Genomic DNA, 23,569 nt, shown 5'->3' with positions numbered 1-23,569 from the left:
TCTTTTTCCCCTTTCCGAAATATTCGGTTCTCTACCATTTCCCGAAGGTAGCTAGAAGCGAGAAGACCAAATTTCTTTGATTGGATGCTTTGAACAGTCTGTTCTTTTCCTTTCTCCTGTTCTTCTGTTCGTGGTACAAATGTACGAATCCGTTTTAAATGTCCTTGAATACGCTTTTCTCTTTCGGTCATTGGTTCGATGATGTTTAATGTATAGGATGTTTGAAAAGCAACCTCAAGTAGTAAATAAAGAAGAAAACCAATTGTAAACAAAGGGCTGAAAAGTAAATCTAGTAAACTATTTGAGTTAATTACTGTTGATATAAGAATATTTTCGGTAAAAATAGCTATAATTATAATTAATTGGAAACCCAAGAAAGAGTAAATAGCTAGTTTAGTATCACCTTCTCGAAGAAAACCAATGCCAGATAAAATGGCTATAGGTATTAAGATGAGAATAATTGTTGCTCCAAAAAAGTTGAACAAATCAGTAATTACTTCTTCTCCAATATTAGCTATACTAGAATGGGGAAATAAATTATTTTGAGGATTTAAAAGAGCAGTGATTTGCGTTTGGATATCAGAACCATCGATTGCACCAAAAGCCGAGTCTCCTATGAAAGGTAAACGAGATTTTACAGACAGAAGTGCATAAGTAATTTGAATGACCAACGTTCCTAGCAATGAAACAAGAAGCTGTACAATAATCATTATATAATCCAAAATTTTAAAAACTTGGGAAATATCTATAATGGAAGGATCGATGGTCAATCCTGGAAAAAAGATTAAAAGGCATACAAATATGAATAAGCTAAAATACAAAATTCTGAAAAAATGAGCTGTACGTTGTCCTGCGGGCATTTTTCACACCATTCCTTTTCCTATCTTTTTTCCTTCTGTATATGTTTTAATGACATTCGGTAAGATATCATCGGGACCAACATTAATGATTTCAACACCTATACCACGAAGACGATCTTCTACTTGTTTCCTATATCCAAGATATTCTTCAAAAATCGCTTCTGCAATAGCTCGTTCAGTAGCAGTTAGATCTGTTAGTTTGGTTTCAAATAATGGGCCAAAAGGCGAAATAACTGTAATATGATTTTTCATTGATCTTGCTCGTTTTGCAGCTTCTGTGAATATTTCTGAATCAGAAGACTCCAAATCAGTCAAAAATACATAAAACGAAGCTCTAGGAACACGTTGCATAACAAAATCTACTGCTGCTAGGGGATCTGATCTCCCCTGTGGTTCAACAAGTGCAAGAATTTCTAAGAGCTGAAAAAACATTGCTTTTCCCCCACCAGGCTTGATAAACGATGTAGGTCGATCTGAATAAGTAATAAGACCAAAAAGATCCTGTCTTTCCTCTGCCATCTTCATGACAAGCATAGTAGAACGTATAGCAAAATCAAGTTTAGTATTATATGGTATTCCTGCTCCCATGCTACCGCTATGATCCAAAAAAACAACCATACGAATATTTTTTTCTGCTTCAAACTCTCGAACCATTAGTTCTCCAGTTCGACTGAAAGCTTTCCAATCTAGTGATTTGAAGGGTGCACCTGGATAATAACGTGCTAGAGCATGAAAATCATCTCCCATTCCTTTCAATCTGGTTTTATGGGCCCCAAACATTTTTCCCTGTTGTCGACGCTTACTCAGGGCTTCCATTCGACGAATATCTTCGTATGATGGATAACAAAGAATTTCAGTGTAAAAATGGCGAACATTTTCTTCAAAATAAAATCCAAGTCGATCATGGATTATGACCTTTGTCGGTCCAATACGATAAACTCCTCTTGTGCTAACTTGGATAATATAAGAGAATTCTTTAGTTTCTTTACCAGAAAGTTGAGTAATAATGAAATTTTCACCAAGAACAATTTCAAACATATCTGGGATTGCGTCATAAATTTCTAGAAAGTCTAATCTCCTCATACCAGTATTTTCTATACGTACTGTAACATGGATATATTCCCCAGCAAATGCCTTCTCTCTATCCACTTTTCTTGTAACTCTGATTAGAGATGCATTGGACGAAGCTCTGAAGAAGGGTAAACCAATAACACTTGCTAGAACGAGAAGTGTACCTAGAAACATACCATAATCAACAATTGGAGATTCATTCAAGATTTCAAAGGCTTCTAACCATTCTAATCCTGATGTAGTGTTTTCAGAGGGATTTGGTGTAAAACCTTCTCCTGCAAATAAAATCGGGATCATTGTAGTAACTGTGCCAATACCTTTAGCACTTAAACCAACGGAAAGTAAAAGAATTCCGCCTATTGCTATAAAAGCACCACGAGAGGAAAGCATCGATGTTTTCACCTATTTTTTTTATACATAGAGGGAGGTGAATATTATAATTAGACTATTCTTCTACCTCTTCAACATATTCTTCATAAACCATTTCTTCTTCGGTTGGGTCAACGGGAATTACGATATTATCACGAATATCCTCAGAGATACGGATCTGTGTGATACCCTCAAGCTCTGCTTCGGGTTTGAGAATAACACGATGATGAACAATGTGAGGAATCATCAACAAAATATCATCAGGAATAACATAATCACGTCCATGGATCGCAGCTCTTGACTTTCCAGCCAACAGTAAACTCTCGCTACCACGAGGTGAACAGCCCAAAACCAACCTGGGATCCGTTCGCGTGGCAACAGTAATATCACGTATCATTTCTAGTATCTCTGGACATACATAAACACGCTTTACAACTTCCATCATAGCAACAATAGTTTGAGGTGAAACAACTTGTTTGATAGTTGCAGGTACAGGTTCATTTTTAAATTTAATAATTCTCAATTCATCTTCAGGAGAAGAATGGTGAATTATAACTTTAATCATGAATCGATCAAGTTGTGCTTCAGGAAGAGGATAGGTACCTTCCTGTTCAACAGGATTTGCTGTGGCTAATACTACAAAAGGTTTTTCAAGTTTATGGGTTTCACCTTCGATTGAAACCTGCCCTTCTGCCATCGCTTCAAGCATTGCAGATTGAGTTTTTGGAGGGGCACGGTTAACTTCGTCAGCAAGGATAACATTTCCAAAAATAGGGCCTTTTTTTAGACGAAAAGTCCCTGTTTTCGGATTAAAAATATTAGTTCCCACAATGTCTGAAGGAAGCATATCAGGAGTGAACTGAATACGGCTAAAAGCTGTTCCGAGACATTTTGAGAAGGAATTTGCCATGTATGTCTTTCCAATCCCTGGAACACCTTCTAGATAGACATGTTTCCCAGTTAACATTGCAATCCATAACATTTCAAAAATCTCGGTTCTTCCTATATAGACTTTACGGATTTCTCCCATAATCTGTTGATATGCTCTGGCAACATCATTTACTTCAAGCATTTCATATGAGAGATCGTCTCCGGTGAAGTCTTTTTCTTTAGTGTCAAGTTTGCTCATTTTTTCCACTTCAACTAAATTGATCTTTAATTTATTTTAGCTAATTTCTATTCCAATGGATTTTAGGAATAAATAATGATTGAGAAATTCTTCTTCTAAAAGCGGGGCTCTTGTTTCAATTATATTTTCAATAGAAACAAGTCCATCAAGAAGTTTCTTTTGATTAAAACGATCAGGAAACTCACTCAGTAAATAGGTTGAGATAACATCCGGAGTGAGTTCAACATCTGGATTATATCTACGAGCTATATTACGCTTTAATCTTCGATATATTAATTCTAATCCCCTAGAATATTGTTTATACTCTAGGAACCATCGCATCTTCACTGCGAAGAAACTTCTTCCATAATATCTTTCAACACGAGTGAGGAGTAATGGTTTTGCTTGCGTTCTCTTGGGCATGAACTTTCTAGACAAGATAATAGCGATTATAGGGAGAGCCCAAGCAAATAAAGGAAACATTGTAATCATATCAAGAAATTTAAGATAAAGACTCAGAGGTAAGATAGGAGAGAGTGGATGATTTGCTAGATGTCCCTCATCGAAGATTATTGTTTGACTTTCTCGTCCCTCCATAAGTAGATCGATAAGATTATCTGCAAATTGTCCGTTATCATACGTTGCAGCCTCTGTATAAGTATTTTCATCTAAATAACGATTTATAAAGATAGAGGGGTCAGAACATATTATGATCTGTCCTCCTAATGGAAAAGGAAAATAAACAAAAACAGGAAATCCTATATTTGGATTTCCCCATTCATTCAAATCAGGCTCAATATTGTTGACATTTGATTTTGCTGCATTAATATCTGATTCCATCCACGCCTCAGTACTACTATATAACACTGCAATTTGCATACTGAAAGATATATCAGGTAATTCAATGTTATATTCTTCTAAATTATAAGATTCGGATACTTCTGCAGGGAATTCGCTCATAGGAACCCATTTAGTTATGTAAGGTGGATTTTCAGGATAACCAGGATCTGTCCGATTTGGATATCGTACTTTCATTGTGATTATTGAAGCAAAATTACCAATGACTCCATTTCCTGAAAATCCTTTTGTAAAATCTGAGACCCAAGGGGCTGGCATTTGATAAGACGTACCTTCTTGTGCAGTGGTTTCTGGTGAATGAAATATAGGGGTGAGTGGGGTTTCGTAATAGCTACCTTGATCAGCTAAAAGACTTCCGTTTATTGCGATTCCGGCAATCGGAAAATTGAACGATACATTAGAGCCTGTAGTATTTAAAGTTCCCTGCATATTTCCTGTACCACTATCCATTCCGAAAAGATTCATACCATCAAGTCCAAGATCCCCTAAATTTATTTGGGACATCAATCCTAAGAAAATGTTCAAAACGCTTAAAATATCGTTTGCTGTCCCAAAATCGTCAGCTATTAAAACACGTCCTCCATTAATAGCAAACATAAGGATAGCTAGTGCTTCTGAAAAGTCATAATGAATAGCTGGTCCTAATATAATAAGTGAATTATTCTTCTCTGTTGCATTTAGTCTGTTGAGAATATTACTGCTTCCCACAATGGTAGAGATTTTTCCCTGATTTGGATGATCAATAAATTTCTGTTTGAACTCACTTACCCCATTCCAACCAGTATTATAAATCGAAAAGTCCGTAGAACTGCGATTAAAAATAAAGCCTAATAATGAAGCTGAAATAAAAGGATAACTAATTATAATTGCTAGGACGATCAAAACAGCACTACTTCGGTTAATTTCTACCATAATTTGACCCACATTATATGAGTTACGTTTTTTATTGTTATCAATTTTATTCCATAGGTATTTCCCCAACAGAGGTAGCTGTTTGAAGAAATTGATGTAATCCTGATAATCCATCCTTAAATTCTTGAGTTGTTAAAGGCGTTTGACCATATCTTGCTTTCTCAAATGCAATTACAATCGCATTAATAGCACTAGGATCTATATCTCCTCGATTCATAAGTTTGACACCGAGTTGACGAGCTGATTCGTTTGGTTGCCGAGACACTCCTAAAAATCCTTCTGAAGCTAGGGTCATAGTTTGCCACATTAGGATAGAAGCTTCACGGAACATTTGTTGACGTGCAAGTTGTCGAATTTGGACAAGTCGCTGTTCAATTTCCTGTTCCATAATGGTTTTCTTGACAGCACCTACACCTAGACGTTCTAATATCTGTTTTCTGAAATAAACAATTAAAAATCCAATTATGGCTAAAACTCCAATGAAGAGAATTGCAATTTCTATTGGGATACTTGGTTGAGCTTGCGCAAAATAATTTAGGGTTTTCATTCTTATCACTATTTCCTGATTTGAATTCTTCTGTTACTAAATAGCTTATGTTAATACCATCATTCTTATTATTTTTCTTTTCTTTAATTTAATTATTTTTTAGGTTATCTTTGGTTTTCGATATTTTTCATATACTATGGCAAGAATAACTCCCCCTGCAAGAGCTAGAATATCAAATATAATAAATGTAAATAAATTCACACCACCCAAAGAAGGGCCTCCATTTGGAGGACTTGTTGTAGTTGGTGTAGTTGTTGAGGGCCGAGGGGGTATGAAAAACACTTCATCATTGACAGAGTTGGTATTTCCTGTATTATCAAATACATGAGCTTGAATATAATAAACTCCTGAGGGTAATAGTTCAGGATTATATGATACCTGATATATACTTGTTGTTTTTTGCTCAATTACTATATTAGGGCTTATTATAGTATCAATAAGTTGATCGTTGTTATTATAAATTTGTATAAAGATAGTGGAAGAATTAATCCCACTCTGATCATCTATAAGGGAAATATTAAAGCTAAATGGTTCAGTTACAATTGAAGGTGTGCCTTCGCCTTCTACTATTGTGATAGTTGGATTATCTTTGTCTAATTTTACATCTAGCTCTTTAAAGTCTGAATTTCCTGCAAGGTCATTAAACACTAAACGAATTTTCCAATTTTCAGATGTAGAAATAAAAGCTGGATTTCGTGCCATATTTTCAAGATCATCAGCGTTTAAAATGATCGTCCATCGTTCTTCAACTGTTCCTCCAGTTAAAGTAACAAGTCTATTTACAATAGTAAAACCAGTGTTGTTGATAATCTGAAGGTATATTGTTGATTCATCTAGACCACTAGATCTACCAGTAGACGACACAGCTTCAGTAAGCGTCCCAGAAATTATAACATCACCTCCCGAGGTGATATTTACGTAATTATTTGTATTCTGAGTAACATCGAGTGTTCCAATAGGTGCTAATATATCAATGACTACAAGTAATGTAATATTTTGCTTATTATTGGCAAAATCATATGCTATAATAAACATGGTATAAATTTTATCAGTTGCAGAAGAGGTATCCCAAGTAAAACTAAATTCATTAGAGCCAGTTTGAGTCATTGAGGTAGAAAAGCCATCAATGAAGATATAAACTGTAGAAGGGTTTAATCCTACTGAAACAATGTTATTAAAAGGATCAGTGATGTCGACAACAATTAATGTAGACGGGTTATTTGGAAGTGCAGAGGAGTTAAGACCTGCTGGACTGACAACTGTGATAATAGGTGCAGTTTCGTCATAAACCTCCCATTTAAGAGTAATATAAAATTTCTTAGATAAAGTTGTTCCTTCATCCGTAATGTGATACAATTGCCAGATTATTGTAACATTAGTGTATCCTGGAAAACCATATGGAAGGTTAAAGGTAGCTAGAGCACCCAATGTTCTTAGTTGAGTTGTAGCATTCCAATAATCTCTAATATCTTTAGAATCCAAAGGACGACTAGCTTGGTCCTGCAGCTCTCCTCGGATTTCAATAGATTTGTTAGCTACATCTGGGATGACAAACGTACTTCCGTTGGTTAATGATAGGGTACCTCCATTTGCTGGAAGATAGATACGCCAATTATTGAGCTGAATATCATTATAAACATCAAGGAGGATTTGTGTGTATGTAGGGCGGAAGTGGATTAGATTAGCATGGGATGTAATATTTAATCGAATATTAAGGGTAGAACCACTATAAGCGCTAGGAATTTGATAATTGATAGAGTAAGTACCCGAAACTGGAGAATCAACTACTGCAATTCCTACTTCTGCAGACCCATCCCACCCAATTACACGAAGTCGGCTTGCTAATTCGACAGAGGTGATAAGCACTCCTTGGTCATCTAGAAGGGTTCCAGAGGCTGTAACTGTTTCTCCTACATATATTGCGGTGCCTGTATAGCTACTTAAAGAGTAATCGGCAAGAGAAATTGTAGTAACAACCCTAATATTCGTTATATTAATCCTGACTTCTTGAGGAATCGGATTAGTTGAATCTCTTCCAAAAATAATAATATCACGCAAGGGAGTTGTGGTTGGAAGAGAAATAGGCTGAGAAAATTCCCCTGAAGTATTTGTTGTTACAGTAGCTAATGTGACAGGAGAGCTTAAACCTAGATAATCATAAGCAAGGATAATATCCCTCCCTTGCACTGGATCAAGTGTATTATCTTTGTAACTACCAAATATCATGATTGTCGTTGTTGTTCGATAAACCTCATATTTTGTAGTAATTGGATTATAACCTTCATCTGTATGGATAGGATCCGAAACACCAGTTACCTGAAGAACAATCCTATCTTGATTTTTTACTTCAAAAATATAATTAATATAAGAATAGGCATCTGTCTGAGATCCATTAACCCAATAGCCAGCAAGTTTTCCAGATGGAACAGTCGAATGTGTAATATTGTATACTAGCGAGCTTCCTCCTCCAAAATCAGCACGTGCTGTTATATTATATTTTCCTTCTGGTGTTTCTCCAGTTGCATTGGTCTGTAATTGAAACGTTACGCTACTTGCTGAAGAATCTTGACTTGTTGAAGGGATTACGGCCATATTATAGACAGAAGGATTTGAATTATTTACTAATATCGAAATTACAATATCATCAATTGATGGAAAATTATCTAATGACTGGTACCTAAGCTTTAACTCATATTCTATAATAAAATTTTCGGTCTGCTGAACAGGGGTAACAGGTTGGTTATCAGATGGAATATAAATAATACCTGTGAAGTACTGAGGATCAACGTTAATATTTTGGATTAAATATGAATAAGAGAAGTTTGAGCGAAAATTTCCAGAGGAGGGAATTTGACCAATATGCCAAACATCTAATAAATCATTTGAAAAGTCTGCAGTTGCATTTAATTGGATTAGAAGATTTTTAGGTGTGATTCCATATGTAGTGCTCAAGATAATAGAAACTAATCCCGTTAAAGTAGAATAATAGTAATTTGGCCCAGCAGAACCCCCATGAGTAGAACCAATACTCAGCGATACCCCTGCATACGTACTCATTAAGGACACATTAACGGGAACTCTACCTAGTGCTATGCCTGTTCCCTGTTCCTGAACTTTGAAAGTAACTTCTAAGCCGTCTCCTGGCCGAATTCTAGTGTCACCTGTCTCATTTGTTGTTGATAAGATGATATTGCTTAGAATAAATTGAGGGTTTATAATTAAGCTAGAATATTGACTTGTAGACCAAGATTTATCATACTCTGCAAAGGTTGCTGTTCCACTATGAAATGTTCCCATCCATCGAACATTAGAATCGTTTTCAAAGTCTATAGTAATATCTAATATCACATTTTGAATTATTTCTGGAGTTATAAGGTAAGTAGAGGATACTGTTATTTTGATTCGCCCATTTGCATCAGTAAGATAATAACCATTCCCATAAGGAGTATATCCACTAATTGAAAGAGAAACACCTGCAATTGCCTGATTAAGCCCAAATTTTACTGGCACGTTAACAAAGTTAATTAAGGGAGCTTGACTTGAATTAATCTCAAATTCTAAAACTGCACTTTCACCAGGATGTATAATGCTTGCATTATAGGAATAAAGTCCAATCTGCCCAATTAAGAATTCAGGATCTATACTAATCATTTGATTATCACTGATTAGGATTTTGTCCCCTGACCCCCTAATAAAGCGATGTGGAGCATTCGGAGGACCTGAGGGGTATGAACCTCCAGGAGCAGATGGGTTGGCCAAATCTGCTTCTACAGTAATTGTTGGAGTCTTTAACTGATAAGGAATGGGAAATCCTGAAGTGATATTAAATTCAACATATCCAGAACTATCTGTTAAAGCCCATCCAGAACCATTATTGGTATATCCTGATGCAATTGACAAACTCACTCCTGTGGGATATGTATCAAGTGTTGCTCGTACAGGAATATTTGGGATATAATAAGTTGCTCCAGTATACGCGTATATAATAGCAATTCTTGCTGTAACGATGGTGAAATTTACATTAGGTGGACGTATATAATCAGATGGAGTTACTAATGTGATTGTAATCGATGCTGTATCCATCTCATTGCTTATTGTGAATTGAGCTTTATTATTTGCATATCTTGATTCAGGAATTTCGGGTGAATAGACACTTGTACCAATAAAATCACCTGTTATATTAATGAAAAAATTATCTTCAGTCGTGGTTGGGTAAGTTGTTACAACAATAATTCGTAATTGTCCATTTGAATCGGTTGAAGTCCTTGGAAGACCAGTAGTGACATCTCGAAGATAACAAATAATTCCCAATCCTGTTGTATTAGCTATTTGAACCTCAGAGCTATTATAATGAATCGTAGCACTGATTGAAGTATTGTCAATTGGATCCGATCCTGATAAGGCTGTTAAAATGAAACTAGCATTTTCTCCCTGTCGAAATTGATTGTCACCACTAGCTGGATTCACGAAACCTGTACCAATGGAAAGGATTGGAAACGCACTTAGAGTGAAATTATCCGTGTAAGCATAAGGTGGGACGCCTTCAGCACCCGAACCTAGTGAAGGAGCAAGATATTGGTAAATAGTTACGTTATCTCCAGGTAGAATCCCATAAGTTACTTCAAGAGTGGTTAAATCGGGGATAGTTATCGTAGTATCAATAAATCCTTCTGCAGGGTTTTCTGTAAGTTTAAATTTTCCAACTTGAGTTCCATTAGTCGTAGAATTTTTGATGAAGTAAGTTGGATTAGTGGGATTTAAAGTCCCTTGTTTTATTAAAAAAATAGAGACTGTATGATTTAATAACGCATAATTAGTCGTAATTTGACCAGGAATTGTAAATCGATTTGTAAAGCGAATGATGTCCCCGGGAAAGAAATTATAAGGAGCACTGCCATTAAGAATCTGTGATAGGCTTTTAGTTAACGAAATTCTAGTAAAATCTTCTTTATTAGCAAATTGTGCTATAGAATACTGCGAAAAATGCTTATTACGTAATGTATGTATCGTGGACAATCCTTTATCATCTTTTTTTGTGGCTAATGAGCTGTAATCGACTGCACTAATAGCGATAGTTGATATAATTAGGATAACAAAGAAATTTAACGAAATAATCCTTTGAATATTCTTCACGATTGTTCCACCTAGAAGCATAAACTCTTTATGAATAATAAATCTATTTCATTCGAACTGGATAGTATCAAGATGAAATACCAAAGTATTCTAGTCTAGGAGGATTCATACAAGGGAGGCTTTATTTATCTTTTCTTATTCTCTTTGTACTAATGAAATAATTTTAAATAGTCAATTAATCAGCCTAATATTATTAAAATTATTATAAAAGAAATGTATTAATGATGTTCCTAAAAATCAGGCTTGAAATCTCTTTATATTGATAAAGAAAGAAAATTTTAACAAGCTTTTTGAACTAGTTAATTTATAAGAAGGTTTTAATAATTTTAAAAAAAACTTGTATATATAACAGTACAATATATGCATTCAATTGGGTTATAGTAAGAAACATCTCAATTGGAGGTTTATTTCATGCCAATATTCAAGTCCAATAAAATCAAAAAAGCTCAAGAAGAATTTGACCGTGGCATGGTATTTTATGAGTCACAACGTTATTCAGATGCCGAAGGATCATTTGTTAACTCATCAAAGTTGTTTTTAGGAGGAGATCAAAAAAAACTTGCTAAACGATCCGAAGCATATGGATTATGTTCACAAGGATATATTTACATGCTTGAATCTAATTTTCTTGAAGCTATTCGATGTTTTGGTAAGGCAAATGTTACTTTTTCAACCGAAGGATTCATGGAAGAGGCCAGACAGGCTCGAACTATTCAAGCACAAACACAAGTAGAGTTAGCCAAGTCAAAGGCTCAAAATAGTGAGTTCATAGAATCTGCAAGATTATTTGAATCAGCGGGAGCATTGTATCAAACCACAGGTATGGAAATGGAAGCTGCTCGAGCTAGAGCTCGATCTTTTGTACAGAGAGCTGCTGCTATGGAATCCGATTTCGACAAAGCATATTATTTAGAGAAAGCTGTTGAAGAATTTCGAATGGGACGTGAAGATCCAACTAGGTATGAAGCTCATGCACTTTACAGAAGAGCTAAGTCATTAATAAGTGCTCGTGAGAATATGAAAGAGGCAATAGATTTACTTAAACAAGCACATGACAAATACCAAAAGGTAGGAAACACTTCTCAGACTGAAAAAGTTATGAAACTATTACAAGACTTAGCTCAAGAAGTTAAAACACGTCCATCAGAATTTGGGATATAGGAATTAATTAGAATATTCAGTATCATTATCAAAATAGCCCATGATGAGAATTTTTATAGTTCAGAATAGAATATGTTGAACGATGAGCGGTCTGAGGCTAATTTTCTGACACTTAAACGAAGGGTATATCTAAAAATGACCATAACTATTTTTCCATTAGAAAATTTTCCATTAATTTATCCTGGGGATAAAATTGAACAAATCCTTGAAGAGGAATTACAAAAAATCACTATTGAGAATGGTGACGTTCTAGTTATAGCTCATACGATTGTTTCAAAAGCTGAAAACCAAGTTTATGATTTAAATGAAATTGAACCAAGTCCTTTTGCAATAAGAATCGGAGAAATTCAGGATAAAGACCCTAGAAAAATTGAAGTCATATTAAAGGAGAGTAATGAAATAGTCCGTATGAATAATAAAGTTTTAATTACAGCAACAAAACATGGATTCATTTGTGCAAATAGTGGAATAGATAAATCCAATACTCCTGGAGAAACGGTTATATCTCTTCCTAAGGATCCTGATAAATCAGCAAGAAAAATTAAAGAGTATTTAAAAGAAAAATTTAACAAGGAAGTTGCTGTTATAATATCCGATACATTTGGACGTCCTTTAAGAGTAGGAACAGTGAATGTTGCCATTGGAGTTGCTGGAATGCATCCTTTATTAGATATGAGAGGAAAATTTGATTTATTTGGTTATGAATTGAAATCAACGATCATTGCTCGGGCTGATGAAATCGCAGCAGCTGCAGGCATTGTAATGGGACAAGCAAATGAAGGAACACCTGTGATTATTGTCCGTGGAGCTTCTTTTTCTAAAGATGAGGGATCAGCATTAGATTTAATTCGAAATCGTGAAGAAGATCTGTTTCGATAAAAAAGAGGTGATAACTAGAAATTTTCGATTTAAGTGGCTATAAGATTAGATAAAAATAACGGAGCTCATATAAATTCATGTTGATAAGGTACCAACACATAATGAGTACGCGCCGATAGTCTAGTCTGGTAGGACTCGGGCTTCCCAAGCCTGTAACTCGGGTTCAAACTTGAGTTTCTTCTGAAATTGATTGAAAATCCCGATCGGCGCATATTTTTCTATTTAGTTAATGGATGATCTAATGAAAATTCAATTAAAATTTTTAGGTTCATTAAAGTATGATATTAAAAAAGAAAAAATCGAGATTGAAATTTCTCCAGAAATGACAATCCGTGATATTATTCGAAAATTACTTTCTAATCCCTCCTATATAGAGCTTAGTTCTTTCTTCTCTGAGTCGCTAGAGTTAAAGAGATCTCTATTATTATTCGTTAATGAACAAGAAATCTCTGCTCTAGCTGGAATGTCTACAAAACTCAAAGAAAAAGACGTTCTTTCATTCATTCCAGTCATACATGGTGGTTAATAAAGCTGAATATTATTTATATGGTGTGAATTTAATGAATTTAAAAGGAAGATCGTTATTAAGTTTAAAGGACTTAACTCCATCTGAAATACGGTTTCTACTCGATGAAGCAAAAGATTTCAAAAAAAATCGTTTAAAATACATTGAATTACAACCCTTGAAGGGTAAAACTTTAGGGATGATTTTTCAAAAACGATCAACTCGTACTCGGGTTTCGACTGAAACAGCCATGGCTGAATTAGGTGGTCATGCATTATTCCTAGGAAAAGATGACATTCAGCTTGGAGTAAATGAATCACTGTATGATACTGCGGTTGTACTTGGAAGGTTTGTTTCTGGTATTTTAGCTCGGGTTTTTGACCAATCAGATGTGGAAACACTAGCGAAAGAATCAGGGGTACCTGTAATTAATGCTCTTTCAAATAGCTTCCATCCTTTACAAGCATTGGCAGATATTATGACAATTGAGGAGCATTTAGGTAAATTAGAGGGAATAAACTTAGCTTGGATTGGGGATGGTAACAATGTATGTCATTCATTAACTCTTGCAGCGGCAAAAATGGGCATGAATATTCATATTGCCACACCTAAAGGCTATGAACCAGATGATGAAGTAATAAAATATGCAAAGGAAATTGCGAAATCACCTAAACAGATAATTACTTCTAATAATCCTATCAAGGCTATTACTTCAACAAAAGTTGTAGTAACTGATACTTTTATTTCAATGGGACAAGAGAAAGAAGCAGAGGAAAAAATAAAAAAATTTGAAGGTTTTAGGGTAGATTTAGATCTTGTTAAATATGCTGATCCCAATTTCATCTTTTTGCATTGCTTACCTAGACACAAAGAGGAAGTTTCAGATGATGTAATCTATGGTTCTCATTCAGTAGTATTTGATGAAGCGGAAAACAGATTGCATACAGTGGCTGCAGTATTAAAAAATGTTTTATGAGAGTGAGAATTTTTCTGCTTTAAATTTATTAAATATAGAAGAAGGAAAATAATAGAAAAAATAGGAATAGAGGCATAATTCGTGGTTGTAACACCAATATGTAACTTTTGTGCAAAAACAGGAGTATTATGTAAAAAATGTAAACAAAAACTCCGAAAAAATAAAATAACTCAACTTGATGTAGATGTTTCGAAAGCCTTTGCGAAAGCTGAACAAAGATTTCCCAAACAATTACAATCAGTAATCCTAGATCGATCACATAATTTAAATAACTCGATTGTATTACTGGCTCAAAATGGTAAGGCTATTCTAGATAATCCTGCTATTAAAGAATTTATTGAGTCTGAAATTCGAAACCCAATTGAAATTATCGAAAGAAAAGCAGATACAAGAAGAACATTTACCGATTTTTTTTCTCCACTCGATATTGTTGAGATAGATCAAATCTTTGTTCCTCCTGAAGGAGATGTTGAGTTAAAAATCACTTTACGAGGAAATCTTGAAGCCCATCGGTTTCCTTTAGATCAAATTCGTCAAATTGCGGAGTTAATAAGTAAGAATCCTGTTCGAATAGAAATAAAGAATTTAATGGAATAATTTACAAGAAAGGTATTAGAAGTCCAAGAGAAACTCCAAATATACCTAGAAGACCTTGAATTATACATAGTACGCCAATTGAGACCGATACTATAGGAGAGGCTAGTAAATCTGCAATTAAGAGATATAAGTCCTCAAAAAAACGAATTGCCCCATAAATCAAGAAAAAAGTTAAGATAAAAACTCCTGATAAAAGTTTTACTGATTCGGATCCTAAAAATATCAAAAGAGCTGCTCCTAATAGCCCAATAGCAAGAGAAAGAAGAACTCCAAATCGAAAATCTTTAATTGGTCTTAGAATAAGAATAATTCCTAGGAGGGCTAGCAAAAAGATAGTAATTATATCAAATGATTGGGGAATGGACAAATTTAGGGATTTTAGGTATACACCCGCCCCTACTGTTATGATCGAAAAAATACCTAGTGGGAATCCCAATAAAGCAAGTCTATTTACATTTGATGTTACATCCTCAATCCCAGCAAAGCGTACAATTAACCAAGAGGCAGCAGTTAATCCACCAATGATAAACAGTAACATATAGCTAGAAACCAATAAGCTGAGAATATCTTCTAGAATCACATGAATCCAACCGAAGTAATCAAATAAAATCTAATTAGTTTTAGGAGTTTTTATTTTTAAATCATTGCCTAAAGGTTCATGATTCTTAAAATGATATTTAGATTAAAGGGATTAAAGATCAAATTTCCTTGAGTTATTGTAGATTTATTTTTCCGATCCTTCTTGTTGAAAAATTAGGTTGAGTAAAGTCTAATTGGATATAGAATAAAAAAAAATAGTTATTATAGCTGACCCCACCCTGTAATAAAGAAAGATAGGAGCATATTCAGTAGTAAAATACCTAATGCGTAATAACGAATCCAAGGTTGATATCGATTGAATTTAGGACCAAGGAAATCTGCAAGTAATTTATCCCCATCTAAGATTGGTATTGGAAGTAAATTAATAATTGCAAACATCAAATTTATCATGAAGATATACAAAAATGCTGTGGAGATCCAATAAGGGAAGAGATTTACTAGATAGGGAAGGAAAGTAACCCTAGGTTTGAAATAATCAGCAGTTCTAATACCTATGAATCCTCTTGTTGAATTGCTGGGATGTTCTGTCGAAATTAAGGTAATTGATCTCAATTCGTTATCAAAGAAAAAAGTTACTTCTTGATTTGGAGACAAGAGATTATTTGTGAAATTTTGAAATCCTGCTACAGAATTAATTTGAATATATCCTGAGGTGGAATTAATACCTATTATAGCAAAGCCAGCTTTTATACCTGATATTGATGCAGGTGTATCAGAAACTGTTTCAACCACTAGTGCCCCTGAAGAACTTGTTTGATAAAATGGAGATATAAAAACTGGAAATAGAAGAGGAATGAGGATAATCAAAAATAACAAAGCAACTATCATGTTTGCTAATGCTCCAGCTGCCCACACACGGATTTTTGATCTTTGAGGTTTTTCCGAGAAACTCTTATCATCAGGTTCAACAAATGCTCCAAAAAAAACAAGAAATACAAAGATCCCTGTACTCTTTAACTTAATATTTTCTCCTCTTGCTGCAATACCATGAGCAAATTCATGGGCTATTGCACCAACCATAACAGCTATTAGAAAGTACGGTAGATTTTCTAGAGACACAGTTATTCCAGGAATGACGGGAGCAATCGAGATAGCTGTTGGGGTTCCAGGAATAGATCCATCAGTTGAAGGAATAAAAAATAAAGGGATATTAATCGTAAAAATAATTAATCCTGCCAATAATATACCTAACCCAGAAATTATTCCAATATCCCAAAGAAATTTCCAAAAGAAGCGTCCTTTTTGGGCCAATCTATCAAGAAGATTATTTAATTTTTTAGTTCTATAAAATGCATAACCTAAACCAATATCAGGGTTTTTAAAATCAAACCACGGTATTCTAGAAATAGTACTGAGGGAAAACCACGCAAAGATGACAATTATTAAAAATACTAGAGGATCCATTTTAGTTTTTCCTGACAATGGTTTAATGTAGGTTGTAAAGAATTGTATTCTATGATTTCTTCTGTTTAAGTCATGTAACACATTAAAAATGTTTGTTGAAAGCAATAACCGATAAGCTTATAACAATCTTCCTTTAATGATTTCATCGGAAGGACCAATGACGGCTCTAGCCCTCCCGATAAGGTGTTGGGATTTAACCAACTCTTTAAGTGATGATGATCTTGAGTACGGAGGAATCCTTCCATATCCTCAATATCCTATTCCGTTTTATTTATTAGAATCTTCATATCGTAGTTTTGTACTGGACTCATTACTTCCATTCTCTCTAAGAACAAAAGGAATTACTAAAATTTTCAGACAAGACTTCTTATTAGCTATTCTGTTCTTGTTTATTAGTAGTGCTCCTTTCAGAGTCTCCTGAGATACTATTAAAGCCTCTAATGAAGATTCTGAAGCTAATTTTTGATCCATACCTGGGCTTGAAAGTTCCGTAATCCTAAGGATGTTCTCCTTGTATTTTTTGAAATAATCTGAAATCGTGTCACAACGAGCTTGATAATTTTGAATTATTTTATTCAAAGGTTTTGGTCTCATTATTAAATAGGAATTTCCTATAAGTCCTAAATGGATTTCTTTACCAAAGTAAGCAGCAACATCTAGCATAAGTTTATGGCCATTATGAAGTCTATCAAATGTGCCTCCTAAACCTATAGTTTTGAATTTGTGTTTCATTTCTCTTCACTTCTATAGAATTTAAGCATTTTAATAAAAAGTTTCTCAAAAAATCCAATTCTATCATAAAACAGAAAAGTTTTTGTAGGAAAGAGTCCTTACTTTATTTGCGATGAAGGCGATTCCCCTACTTCTCGAGGACCTGAGGATGGGTAAATTGTCCCAGATGAATAAAGGAGCAAAAAAGTAGGTAAATCCTGAGCATTCTCCAATAAGATTAGGAGACGGGCTCTCGCATGAGATTGGGTGTATCATCCTTCTATGAAAAGCAGGGTCAACCCTCTTAAACAACAGGAACTCGGATCAATATAGCCCTTCACAGAGAACTCGACTGAATTAGGACAAGATCCATAAATGTGGTCGTAGAGTTAGTGTTTAGGGCTACAGATCCATTTTTAATTCTAAAAAAGTAAAAGGGAATATTTTTTTATTCTGAAAAATGAAAAACATTGACACTAAGTGGTTTTTTGGTCACATCATGTTCCCTTGCACCAATTACAGTCTTAATTCCTTTTTCAACAGCGATATCAAGTAGTCTTTGAGTAATAATTCCATCAAAAATTATTGTTTCAATCCCTTCTACTTCATTCAGAGTTTCCCTTAGCTCACTAATTTCTATATGGTCCCTTAATATTTTATCATTAGTCCCTAATAGAATAGCTTGTTGTTCTTCTAGGTTTTCAATAATTTCAGAAAATTGTTCTGGTACCTGATTCTTTAAATCAATTTTGGGAGGTGATTTAACAATAATTGGAATTTCTTTATGAGAGGTTTCGGTCTCATCTGGAATATCAATATCTTCGGGACTGATATTCATTTCTTTCATGACCTGTTCAATAGGGATTTTAGTTCTAAGACATTTCAAAATCTCTTTAGAAGTTAATTCTTCTACTTCTCGGTTTATAGGAGCTCTTGCTACGTAATCAACATCACCTAAGTGAATCAGTTCTCTCAGAATAAGATCTCCGCCATGATCACCATCTAAAAAAGCAGTAGCAGCTTTTTTTCTAGTTAATTCAACTACTTCAGGTGGAATATTTGTACCTTCGACAGCAATGACATTTCGGAATCCATGTCTCAATAAGTTTACAACATCTGCACGACCTTCAACAATTATAATGCTATCACTGTCTTGGATTCCAGGCCCAGCTGGTAGTTCTTCCTTTCCAAATTTTTGGATTATGCTAATCCTAGCCTCTTTAAGAACTTCATCTAATACAGAAACTGAATCAGACGTCACTTCATGATCCCATGTTTTCAATATTTGAGAAGCTCGTGTTACTATTTGCCTTCTTTTACTTTCTCGTACATCCTCTATCTTTTGAAGGGCGATTTTACCAACACATGGTCCAACACGATCTACAGTTTCTAATGCTGCAGCTAACAAAGCTGTTTCAACGCGATCTAAGGAGGAAGGGATAATTATCATTCCTACTGTCTTTCTTTGTTTTTTCTGATATTGGAGTTTAACTGCTATTCGTCCGATTCGAGATGTTTTTTGCAGTTCTCTTAGATCTAATCCCTCTCCAATTAAACCTTCTGTCTGTCCAAATAACGCTCCAATGATATCAGAGCGTTCAGCTACACCATTAATACTGAATTTTTCATGAATTAAGTATTTTACAGTACTAGTATCAATTTCTTCTTCATTTGCCATTTGTTATTCACCTTTTGATCCACAAGGTGAAACGGCATAATAATCCATGTATTAATAGTATTAATTAACTCTATGTTATGTGTTATCCATTCACATCCATTTAACTAATCAAATTGATTGAAGTAAACAGGTGAGTGTAATAAAGTAATTTTAATATGCAGTTTCACTTGTGTTTTGTTAGAAACCTTGATCTTTTTTCTAACTAGCTAATTTTAATTCGTTTGCTATCACATAGTTTGTATTGTAATCTATTATTTGTAATTTTAGTTTGGTTATCTTTTCCTATTTTTCAGCAATGGAATATAATAGTAGTTAATTTTTTACTAAATTTATTCCGAATATTAGGTAAAGATCCGTTTATTGTCGAATATTCCCTATTAAAAGGTGGATTGAAATCATCATTTTAAAGTAATGGTGTAGATGAACTAAAATTAAGGTTCTTATCTCTTTTAGGTAGCTAATGCTTCCTTTATTTAATTCAGAATTCTGGTTTTCCATGGAGAAATTTGATTCTTATTTATTTAATTTAAACTTCCAAATTGCTAAATTAATGTCTTTTTCGTCAATAGTCTTTTTTCCTGAATATAAAGAAATATCCCTAGCAATTTTTGAAATTTCTAGACCATATTCTTCCAATTCCTTTTGTAATGCAATTATTGCAGATTTTGATACTCTTTTCACACCAGATTTGCGAATAATCCTATGAATCGATGAGTTTGGAATTTCTACCATATAATTTTCACCACTATTAAAATTTCTACTAAAATTTAACATCAATATTTTTTAAAGTAATTGAGATTACTCAAACTTTCCATATTTTCACTTTAGCTTTTAGTTAAGTAAGTTTAAAATGCTAATCTAAAAAACGCGTAATATAGAGATTTTCTTGTCAAAAATCTTGTTATACTTACTAATAAGAATGTAACGAGTTTATGTATATTTTGAGATGATTAAAATGGGACGACGTCCAGCTTCATGTTATACAAGGATCGATAGACCAGCCTACACACGTAAGAAATATATAAAAGGAGGTCCTGAGCCTAAAATACGTTCGTTCGAATTTGGTGCTCCTGGCAAAGAGTTTCCGATTGAATTAACTCTTTTTGCTGATGAAAGAGCTCAAATCTCCCATAACGCGTTGGAAGCTGCACGAATTCACGTAAATCGATATTTAACACGATCATTAGGACGAGAAAGCTATCATTTCAAAGTTTGCGTGTATCCTCATCATAAAATACGTGAAAATAAAATGATGACAGGAGCTGGAGCAGATCGTATACAAAATGGTATGCGTTTATCCTTTGGGAAAGTAACTAGTGTGGCTGCCAGAGTATATGAAAATGATCGATTACTTCTAGTACGTACAAATCCTGAATATTTGACTGTGGCGAAAGGAGCTTTAAAACGTGGAAAAGCGAAGTTTCCCATACCCTGTCGTATTGTCATAACCAAAGGTAAAGATTTACTTATATAAACAAAATAAGAATTTTTTTTCCAGATTTTCTGAATTTATAATTCAGAATATATTATCTTTCTACTATTTGAACATAATAAGAAATTTAATTAAGATTCTGAAAGTACTGCTTAATTTGTAAGTAAAATAAATGAGTAGAAGTCACATTCTAAACTAATTAAACCTATGATGATACTGACCTAAACTGAATTGAACTTAATCAGGACACCGAATAAGTTCGATTATGATGTTCATGTACCTCACTGATGGTTATAACTATTAAAAGATTAAAATGTGACCTTCAAGGCGGAAGATTAGGAATACTTAACATTTTGGGTGGCCGAAAATTGCTTGAACCAAAACAAATAATTGTATTACGTAAAGATCTTAAGATGTCAAAAGGTAAAGCCGCAGTACAAGCCTCTCATGCCGCAGTTGCCTCTGCAATAAGATCAAAAGCCGAAAAGCGGAATGATTTTGACCTTTGGTGGCGAACAGGTCAAAAAAAAGTGGTTCTTGCAGCTGAATCTGAATCAGAACTTTTAGAAATGGAAATTCGATTAAAAAAAACAGGAGTTATCGTTGTTAAAATTGATGACGCAGGACGTACACAATTACCTCCAAATACTACAACTGCTCTTGGGATAGGACCCTATATGAATAAGGAAGTAGATATCATCACATCCTCTTTGAAATTATTTTAATCAATGAATTAAGGAAATACTCTTCAGTGCATGTTGTTAAGATCGATCTTAAAAATAGTAAGGTTGTTGTGAGACCTGATAGCCCAACAGATCTTTATGTATTATCTAATATCATTTCTCCTAATGATCAAGTTATTGCTAAATCTAGTCGTCGCGTACGTCGTGCTGGTAGCGAAGGAAGATCTGGAGATGAAAGTCAACGCATTACAATGGTCATTGGAATACAAGCAGAAGATTGGGCTTTTCAAGATAGCACGATAAGTAATCGTTTACGTGTAAAAGGTAAAATATTTCAAGGACCAGAACAACATGTTGCTATTGGATCATATCATACTTTAAATCTTGAAATCTCTCAAACTATAACAATTTTAAAATCTGAATGGACACAGTACTATTTACAGCTTTTGAAGGAGGCAGAGGAAGCAAGTAAAAAACCTAAGATATGTCTTATCGCAATTGACACTACAGATGCATGTGTTGCTATTTTAGATAATTATGCAGTACAAATAGTCGCACAAGAGAAATCTCATATTTCCAGAAAGCAGAGTAAAGAGAAAACACGAAGCAATCAAATAAATCAATTTTTTGAAACAATAAGTGGGATTTTACGACGAAAAATAGTTTTAGAAACTCCAAATATTATTATTGGAGGACCTGGATTCATTAAAGAACGTTTTGCGTTATTTTTAAAAGATAAATTTGTAAAAGAAGAATTAAATATCGTAGTAGCCGGGTCTTTAAGTGGAGGAAATAGAGTGGGAATTTCTGAATTGTTAAAATCGGAGACTATTGATAAAATAGCTGCTGATTTTAGAATTTTCGCTGAAAGAAGAATTATCGATGAATTTCTCGTTCGTTTGAATCAAGGAAGTAAAAGTATTAGTTATGGATTCTCTGCTATCAATAGAATTGCAGAAACAGGCGCAGTTGAATCCCTCATATTAAATGATTCTTTATTACATGGAAATGAGGGAGTCAATTCAGAGTTAATTCAGGAACTTTTAAAGAAAATAGATCGTAATAGAGGAAGAATAATAATCATATCAACAAATAGTGAAAATGGTCAACAAGTAAAAACATTTGGAGGTCTCATAGCTCTTTTACGTTATTCCATTGATTGGAATTGACAATAAAAAGTTATATTTCCCAAAAATCCTTCAATAGAGTTTGAGCCTTTTTAAGGGTCAGAATTGTCTGATCTTGAGCTTGTTCGATTATTTTGTCCTTTTTATTATCATTATTACTACAAAAAGACTGTACATAGGTAGAGATTAAAAGAGGGAACATCTTAATATTATATCCTCCTTCCAGAAAATGAGCAACAGGAATTTCTAGATCTAAAGCAATACTTTGTAAAATCTGCCCTATTAAACCGAATCCCTCTAAGCTTATTCCCAAAATCCCAATGGGATCTCTTTCATAACCATCAAAACCTGCTGAAATAGCTAATATTTCTGGTTTAAATTGTAAAAGTATAGGTGTTAAAAGTCTCTGAAAAGCTAAACTTATGTCAAATTCCGTAGCACGATAACCTAGTGGAATGCAGATACTAAATCCCCTTCCATCTCCTTTTCCTATCTCTTCGACAAATCCTGTTCCTGGATATGCCATTCTTGGATCAGCATGAGTACTTATATACAAAACTGATGGATTATGTTCATGAATATATGCGGTTCCATTTCCAAAGTGTTGATCAAAATCTATTATTGCAATTCTTTTATAAAGTGACCTATTAAGAGCATATTGAGTCGCTATAGCTATATTATTAAAAATACAGAATCCCATCGGAGTTGTTTGTGTTGCATGATGACCTGGGGGTCTTACAAGAGCAAAGATAGACTTTGAAAGATTGCTTTGCGTTATAGCTATTTTCCCAATCTCAACTGCTTGAGTAGCTGCTTGAAATGTATAACCATTAGCACTAGTATCAGCATCAAATCTGAAATACTGGTCTATTCCTTTTGTTTTCTTAATTAAATCATAATGATTTGAAGAATGAATAATTTCTATATCCTCTCTTGAGGCTTCTATATTATTATATCC

At 34.1% G+C, this 23,569-nt stretch carries 19 protein-coding genes, 1 tRNA gene and 1 pseudogene; 9 read left to right on the top strand and 12 right to left on the bottom strand.

The window, feature by feature from the left end:
- From ACWVCY_RS11455 to ACWVCY_RS11430, 6 genes and pseudogenes are all read right to left on the bottom strand, one after another.
- A pseudogene (locus ACWVCY_RS11455) lies at positions 1 to 860 on the bottom strand (hypothetical protein); the annotation flags it as partial.
- A 3-nt stretch (positions 861 to 863) separates the two neighbouring features.
- Positions 864 to 2,321 (bottom strand): DUF58 domain-containing protein, encoded by a 1,458-nt coding sequence (locus tag ACWVCY_RS11450; protein ID WP_455142961.1) that lies wholly within the window; start codon positions 2,319 to 2,321, stop codon positions 864 to 866.
- A 55-nt stretch (positions 2,322 to 2,376) separates the two neighbouring features.
- Positions 2,377 to 3,429 carry an AAA family ATPase gene (locus ACWVCY_RS11445; RefSeq protein ID WP_455142960.1) on the bottom strand — a complete coding sequence of 351 codons (1,053 nt, stop codon included), beginning with the start codon at positions 3,427 to 3,429 and terminating at the stop codon, positions 2,377 to 2,379.
- 36 nt (positions 3,430 to 3,465) lie between these two features.
- Complete coding sequence (locus tag ACWVCY_RS11440; protein WP_455142959.1) at positions 3,466 to 5,178, bottom strand: hypothetical protein; 1,713 nt, start codon at positions 5,176 to 5,178, stop codon at positions 3,466 to 3,468.
- A 46-nt stretch (positions 5,179 to 5,224) separates the two neighbouring features.
- Positions 5,225 to 5,725: a DUF4129 domain-containing protein gene (locus ACWVCY_RS11435; protein WP_455142958.1), complete on the bottom strand. Its 501-nt coding sequence runs from the start codon at positions 5,723 to 5,725 to the stop codon at positions 5,225 to 5,227.
- Positions 5,726 to 5,824: 99 nt separating this feature from the next.
- Positions 5,825 to 10,858, bottom strand: a complete 5,034-nt coding sequence (locus ACWVCY_RS11430; RefSeq protein ID WP_455142957.1) for a hypothetical protein — start codon at positions 10,856 to 10,858, stop codon at positions 5,825 to 5,827.
- A gap of 411 nt (positions 10,859 to 11,269) precedes the next feature.
- Here ACWVCY_RS11430 and ACWVCY_RS11425 point away from each other — a divergent pair, with 411 nt between their 5' ends.
- The 6 genes from ACWVCY_RS11425 to ACWVCY_RS11400 all read left to right on the top strand — a co-directional run bounded on the left by ACWVCY_RS11425 (position 11,270) and on the right by ACWVCY_RS11400 (position 14,976).
- Entirely contained in the window at positions 11,270 to 12,019 is a 750-nt protein-coding gene (locus ACWVCY_RS11425) for a hypothetical protein (RefSeq protein WP_455142956.1), read from the top strand.
- Positions 12,020 to 12,154: 135 nt separating this feature from the next.
- A complete protein-coding gene (locus tag ACWVCY_RS11420; RefSeq protein WP_455142955.1) occupies positions 12,155 to 12,898 on the top strand; it encodes a coenzyme F420-0:L-glutamate ligase in 744 nt (247 codons plus the stop codon).
- Positions 12,899 to 13,007: 109 nt separating this feature from the next.
- Positions 13,008 to 13,109: transfer RNA gene (locus tag ACWVCY_RS11415), tRNA-Gly, on the top strand.
- A gap of 30 nt (positions 13,110 to 13,139) precedes the next feature.
- A complete protein-coding gene (locus ACWVCY_RS11410; RefSeq protein ID WP_455142954.1) occupies positions 13,140 to 13,424 on the top strand; it encodes a MoaD/ThiS family protein in 285 nt (94 codons plus the stop codon).
- Between the two features lie 34 nt (positions 13,425 to 13,458).
- Positions 13,459 to 14,379, top strand: coding sequence for an ornithine carbamoyltransferase (gene argF / locus ACWVCY_RS11405; RefSeq protein WP_455142953.1), 921 nt, complete (start codon positions 13,459 to 13,461; stop codon positions 14,377 to 14,379).
- A gap of 81 nt (positions 14,380 to 14,460) precedes the next feature.
- Positions 14,461 to 14,976: a hypothetical protein gene (locus ACWVCY_RS11400; protein ID WP_455142952.1), complete on the top strand. Its 516-nt coding sequence runs from the start codon at positions 14,461 to 14,463 to the stop codon at positions 14,974 to 14,976.
- Between the two features lies 1 nt (position 14,977).
- Here ACWVCY_RS11400 and ACWVCY_RS11395 read toward each other — a convergent pair whose 3' ends face one another.
- From ACWVCY_RS11395 to ACWVCY_RS11375, 5 genes are all read right to left on the bottom strand, one after another.
- Positions 14,978 to 15,556: a hypothetical protein gene (locus ACWVCY_RS11395; RefSeq protein ID WP_455142951.1), complete on the bottom strand. Its 579-nt coding sequence runs from the start codon at positions 15,554 to 15,556 to the stop codon at positions 14,978 to 14,980.
- A 221-nt stretch (positions 15,557 to 15,777) separates the two neighbouring features.
- Positions 15,778 to 16,980 carry a site-2 protease family protein gene (locus tag ACWVCY_RS11390; RefSeq protein WP_455142950.1) on the bottom strand — a complete coding sequence of 401 codons (1,203 nt, stop codon included), beginning with the start codon at positions 16,978 to 16,980 and terminating at the stop codon, positions 15,778 to 15,780.
- A 267-nt stretch (positions 16,981 to 17,247) separates the two neighbouring features.
- Positions 17,248 to 17,712 carry a hypothetical protein gene (locus ACWVCY_RS11385; RefSeq protein WP_455142949.1) on the bottom strand — a complete coding sequence of 155 codons (465 nt, stop codon included), beginning with the start codon at positions 17,710 to 17,712 and terminating at the stop codon, positions 17,248 to 17,250.
- Positions 17,713 to 18,139: 427 nt separating this feature from the next.
- Positions 18,140 to 19,369: a DNA primase DnaG gene (gene dnaG, locus ACWVCY_RS11380; RefSeq protein WP_455142948.1), complete on the bottom strand. Its 1,230-nt coding sequence runs from the start codon at positions 19,367 to 19,369 to the stop codon at positions 18,140 to 18,142.
- Between the two features lie 513 nt (positions 19,370 to 19,882).
- Positions 19,883 to 20,101, bottom strand: a complete 219-nt coding sequence (locus tag ACWVCY_RS11375; RefSeq protein WP_455142947.1) for a histone — start codon at positions 20,099 to 20,101, stop codon at positions 19,883 to 19,885.
- Between the two features lie 223 nt (positions 20,102 to 20,324).
- Here ACWVCY_RS11375 and ACWVCY_RS11370 point away from each other — a divergent pair, with 223 nt between their 5' ends.
- The 3 genes from ACWVCY_RS11370 to ACWVCY_RS11360 all read left to right on the top strand — a co-directional run bounded on the left by ACWVCY_RS11370 (position 20,325) and on the right by ACWVCY_RS11360 (position 22,653).
- Positions 20,325 to 20,843: a 50S ribosomal protein L16 gene (locus ACWVCY_RS11370; RefSeq protein ID WP_455142946.1), complete on the top strand. Its 519-nt coding sequence runs from the start codon at positions 20,325 to 20,327 to the stop codon at positions 20,841 to 20,843.
- Between the two features lie 326 nt (positions 20,844 to 21,169).
- Positions 21,170 to 21,526 carry a peptidyl-tRNA hydrolase Pth2 gene (gene pth2 / locus ACWVCY_RS11365; RefSeq protein ID WP_455142945.1) on the top strand — a complete coding sequence of 119 codons (357 nt, stop codon included), beginning with the start codon at positions 21,170 to 21,172 and terminating at the stop codon, positions 21,524 to 21,526.
- A 26-nt stretch (positions 21,527 to 21,552) separates the two neighbouring features.
- On the top strand, positions 21,553 to 22,653 hold the full coding sequence (locus ACWVCY_RS11360; RefSeq protein ID WP_455142944.1) for an mRNA surveillance protein pelota: 1,101 nt from the start codon (positions 21,553 to 21,555) through the stop codon (positions 22,651 to 22,653).
- A 10-nt stretch (positions 22,654 to 22,663) separates the two neighbouring features.
- Here ACWVCY_RS11360 and ACWVCY_RS11355 read toward each other — a convergent pair.
- Positions 22,664 to 23,569: histone deacetylase family protein (locus ACWVCY_RS11355; RefSeq protein WP_455142943.1), on the bottom strand; the 906-nt coding region annotated here is incomplete at its 5' end.

The sequence above is a fragment of the Candidatus Hodarchaeum mangrovi genome, assembly GCF_975850365.1.
This window is presented reverse-complemented; position numbering and strand designations above follow the sequence as displayed.

What these genes read in the sequence shown, in the direction of transcription:
- ACWVCY_RS11450 (WP_455142961.1), bottom strand. Translation starts at nt 2,321, where the DNA reads ATGCTTTCCTCTCGTGGTGCTTTTATAGCAATAGGCGGAATTCTTTTA.
- ACWVCY_RS11445 (WP_455142960.1), bottom strand. Translation starts at nt 3,429, where the DNA reads ATGAGCAAACTTGACACTAAAGAAAAAGACTTCACCGGAGACGATCTC.
- ACWVCY_RS11440 (WP_455142959.1), bottom strand. Translation starts at nt 5,178, where the DNA reads ATGGTAGAAATTAACCGAAGTAGTGCTGTTTTGATCGTCCTAGCAATT.
- ACWVCY_RS11435 (WP_455142958.1), bottom strand. Translation starts at nt 5,725, where the DNA reads ATGAAAACCCTAAATTATTTTGCGCAAGCTCAACCAAGTATCCCAATA.
- ACWVCY_RS11425 (WP_455142956.1), top strand. Translation starts at nt 11,270, where the DNA reads ATGCCAATATTCAAGTCCAATAAAATCAAAAAAGCTCAAGAAGAATTT.
- ACWVCY_RS11420 (WP_455142955.1), top strand. Translation starts at nt 12,155, where the DNA reads ATGACCATAACTATTTTTCCATTAGAAAATTTTCCATTAATTTATCCT.
- ACWVCY_RS11410 (WP_455142954.1), top strand. Translation starts at nt 13,140, where the DNA reads ATGAAAATTCAATTAAAATTTTTAGGTTCATTAAAGTATGATATTAAA.
- argF (WP_455142953.1), top strand. Translation starts at nt 13,459, where the DNA reads ATGAATTTAAAAGGAAGATCGTTATTAAGTTTAAAGGACTTAACTCCA.
- ACWVCY_RS11390 (WP_455142950.1), bottom strand. Translation starts at nt 16,980, where the DNA reads ATGGATCCTCTAGTATTTTTAATAATTGTCATCTTTGCGTGGTTTTCC.
- ACWVCY_RS11385 (WP_455142949.1), bottom strand. Translation starts at nt 17,712, where the DNA reads ATGAAACACAAATTCAAAACTATAGGTTTAGGAGGCACATTTGATAGA.
- dnaG (WP_455142948.1), bottom strand. Translation starts at nt 19,369, where the DNA reads ATGGCAAATGAAGAAGAAATTGATACTAGTACTGTAAAATACTTAATT.
- ACWVCY_RS11375 (WP_455142947.1), bottom strand. Translation starts at nt 20,101, where the DNA reads ATGGTAGAAATTCCAAACTCATCGATTCATAGGATTATTCGCAAATCT.
- ACWVCY_RS11370 (WP_455142946.1), top strand. Translation starts at nt 20,325, where the DNA reads ATGGGACGACGTCCAGCTTCATGTTATACAAGGATCGATAGACCAGCC.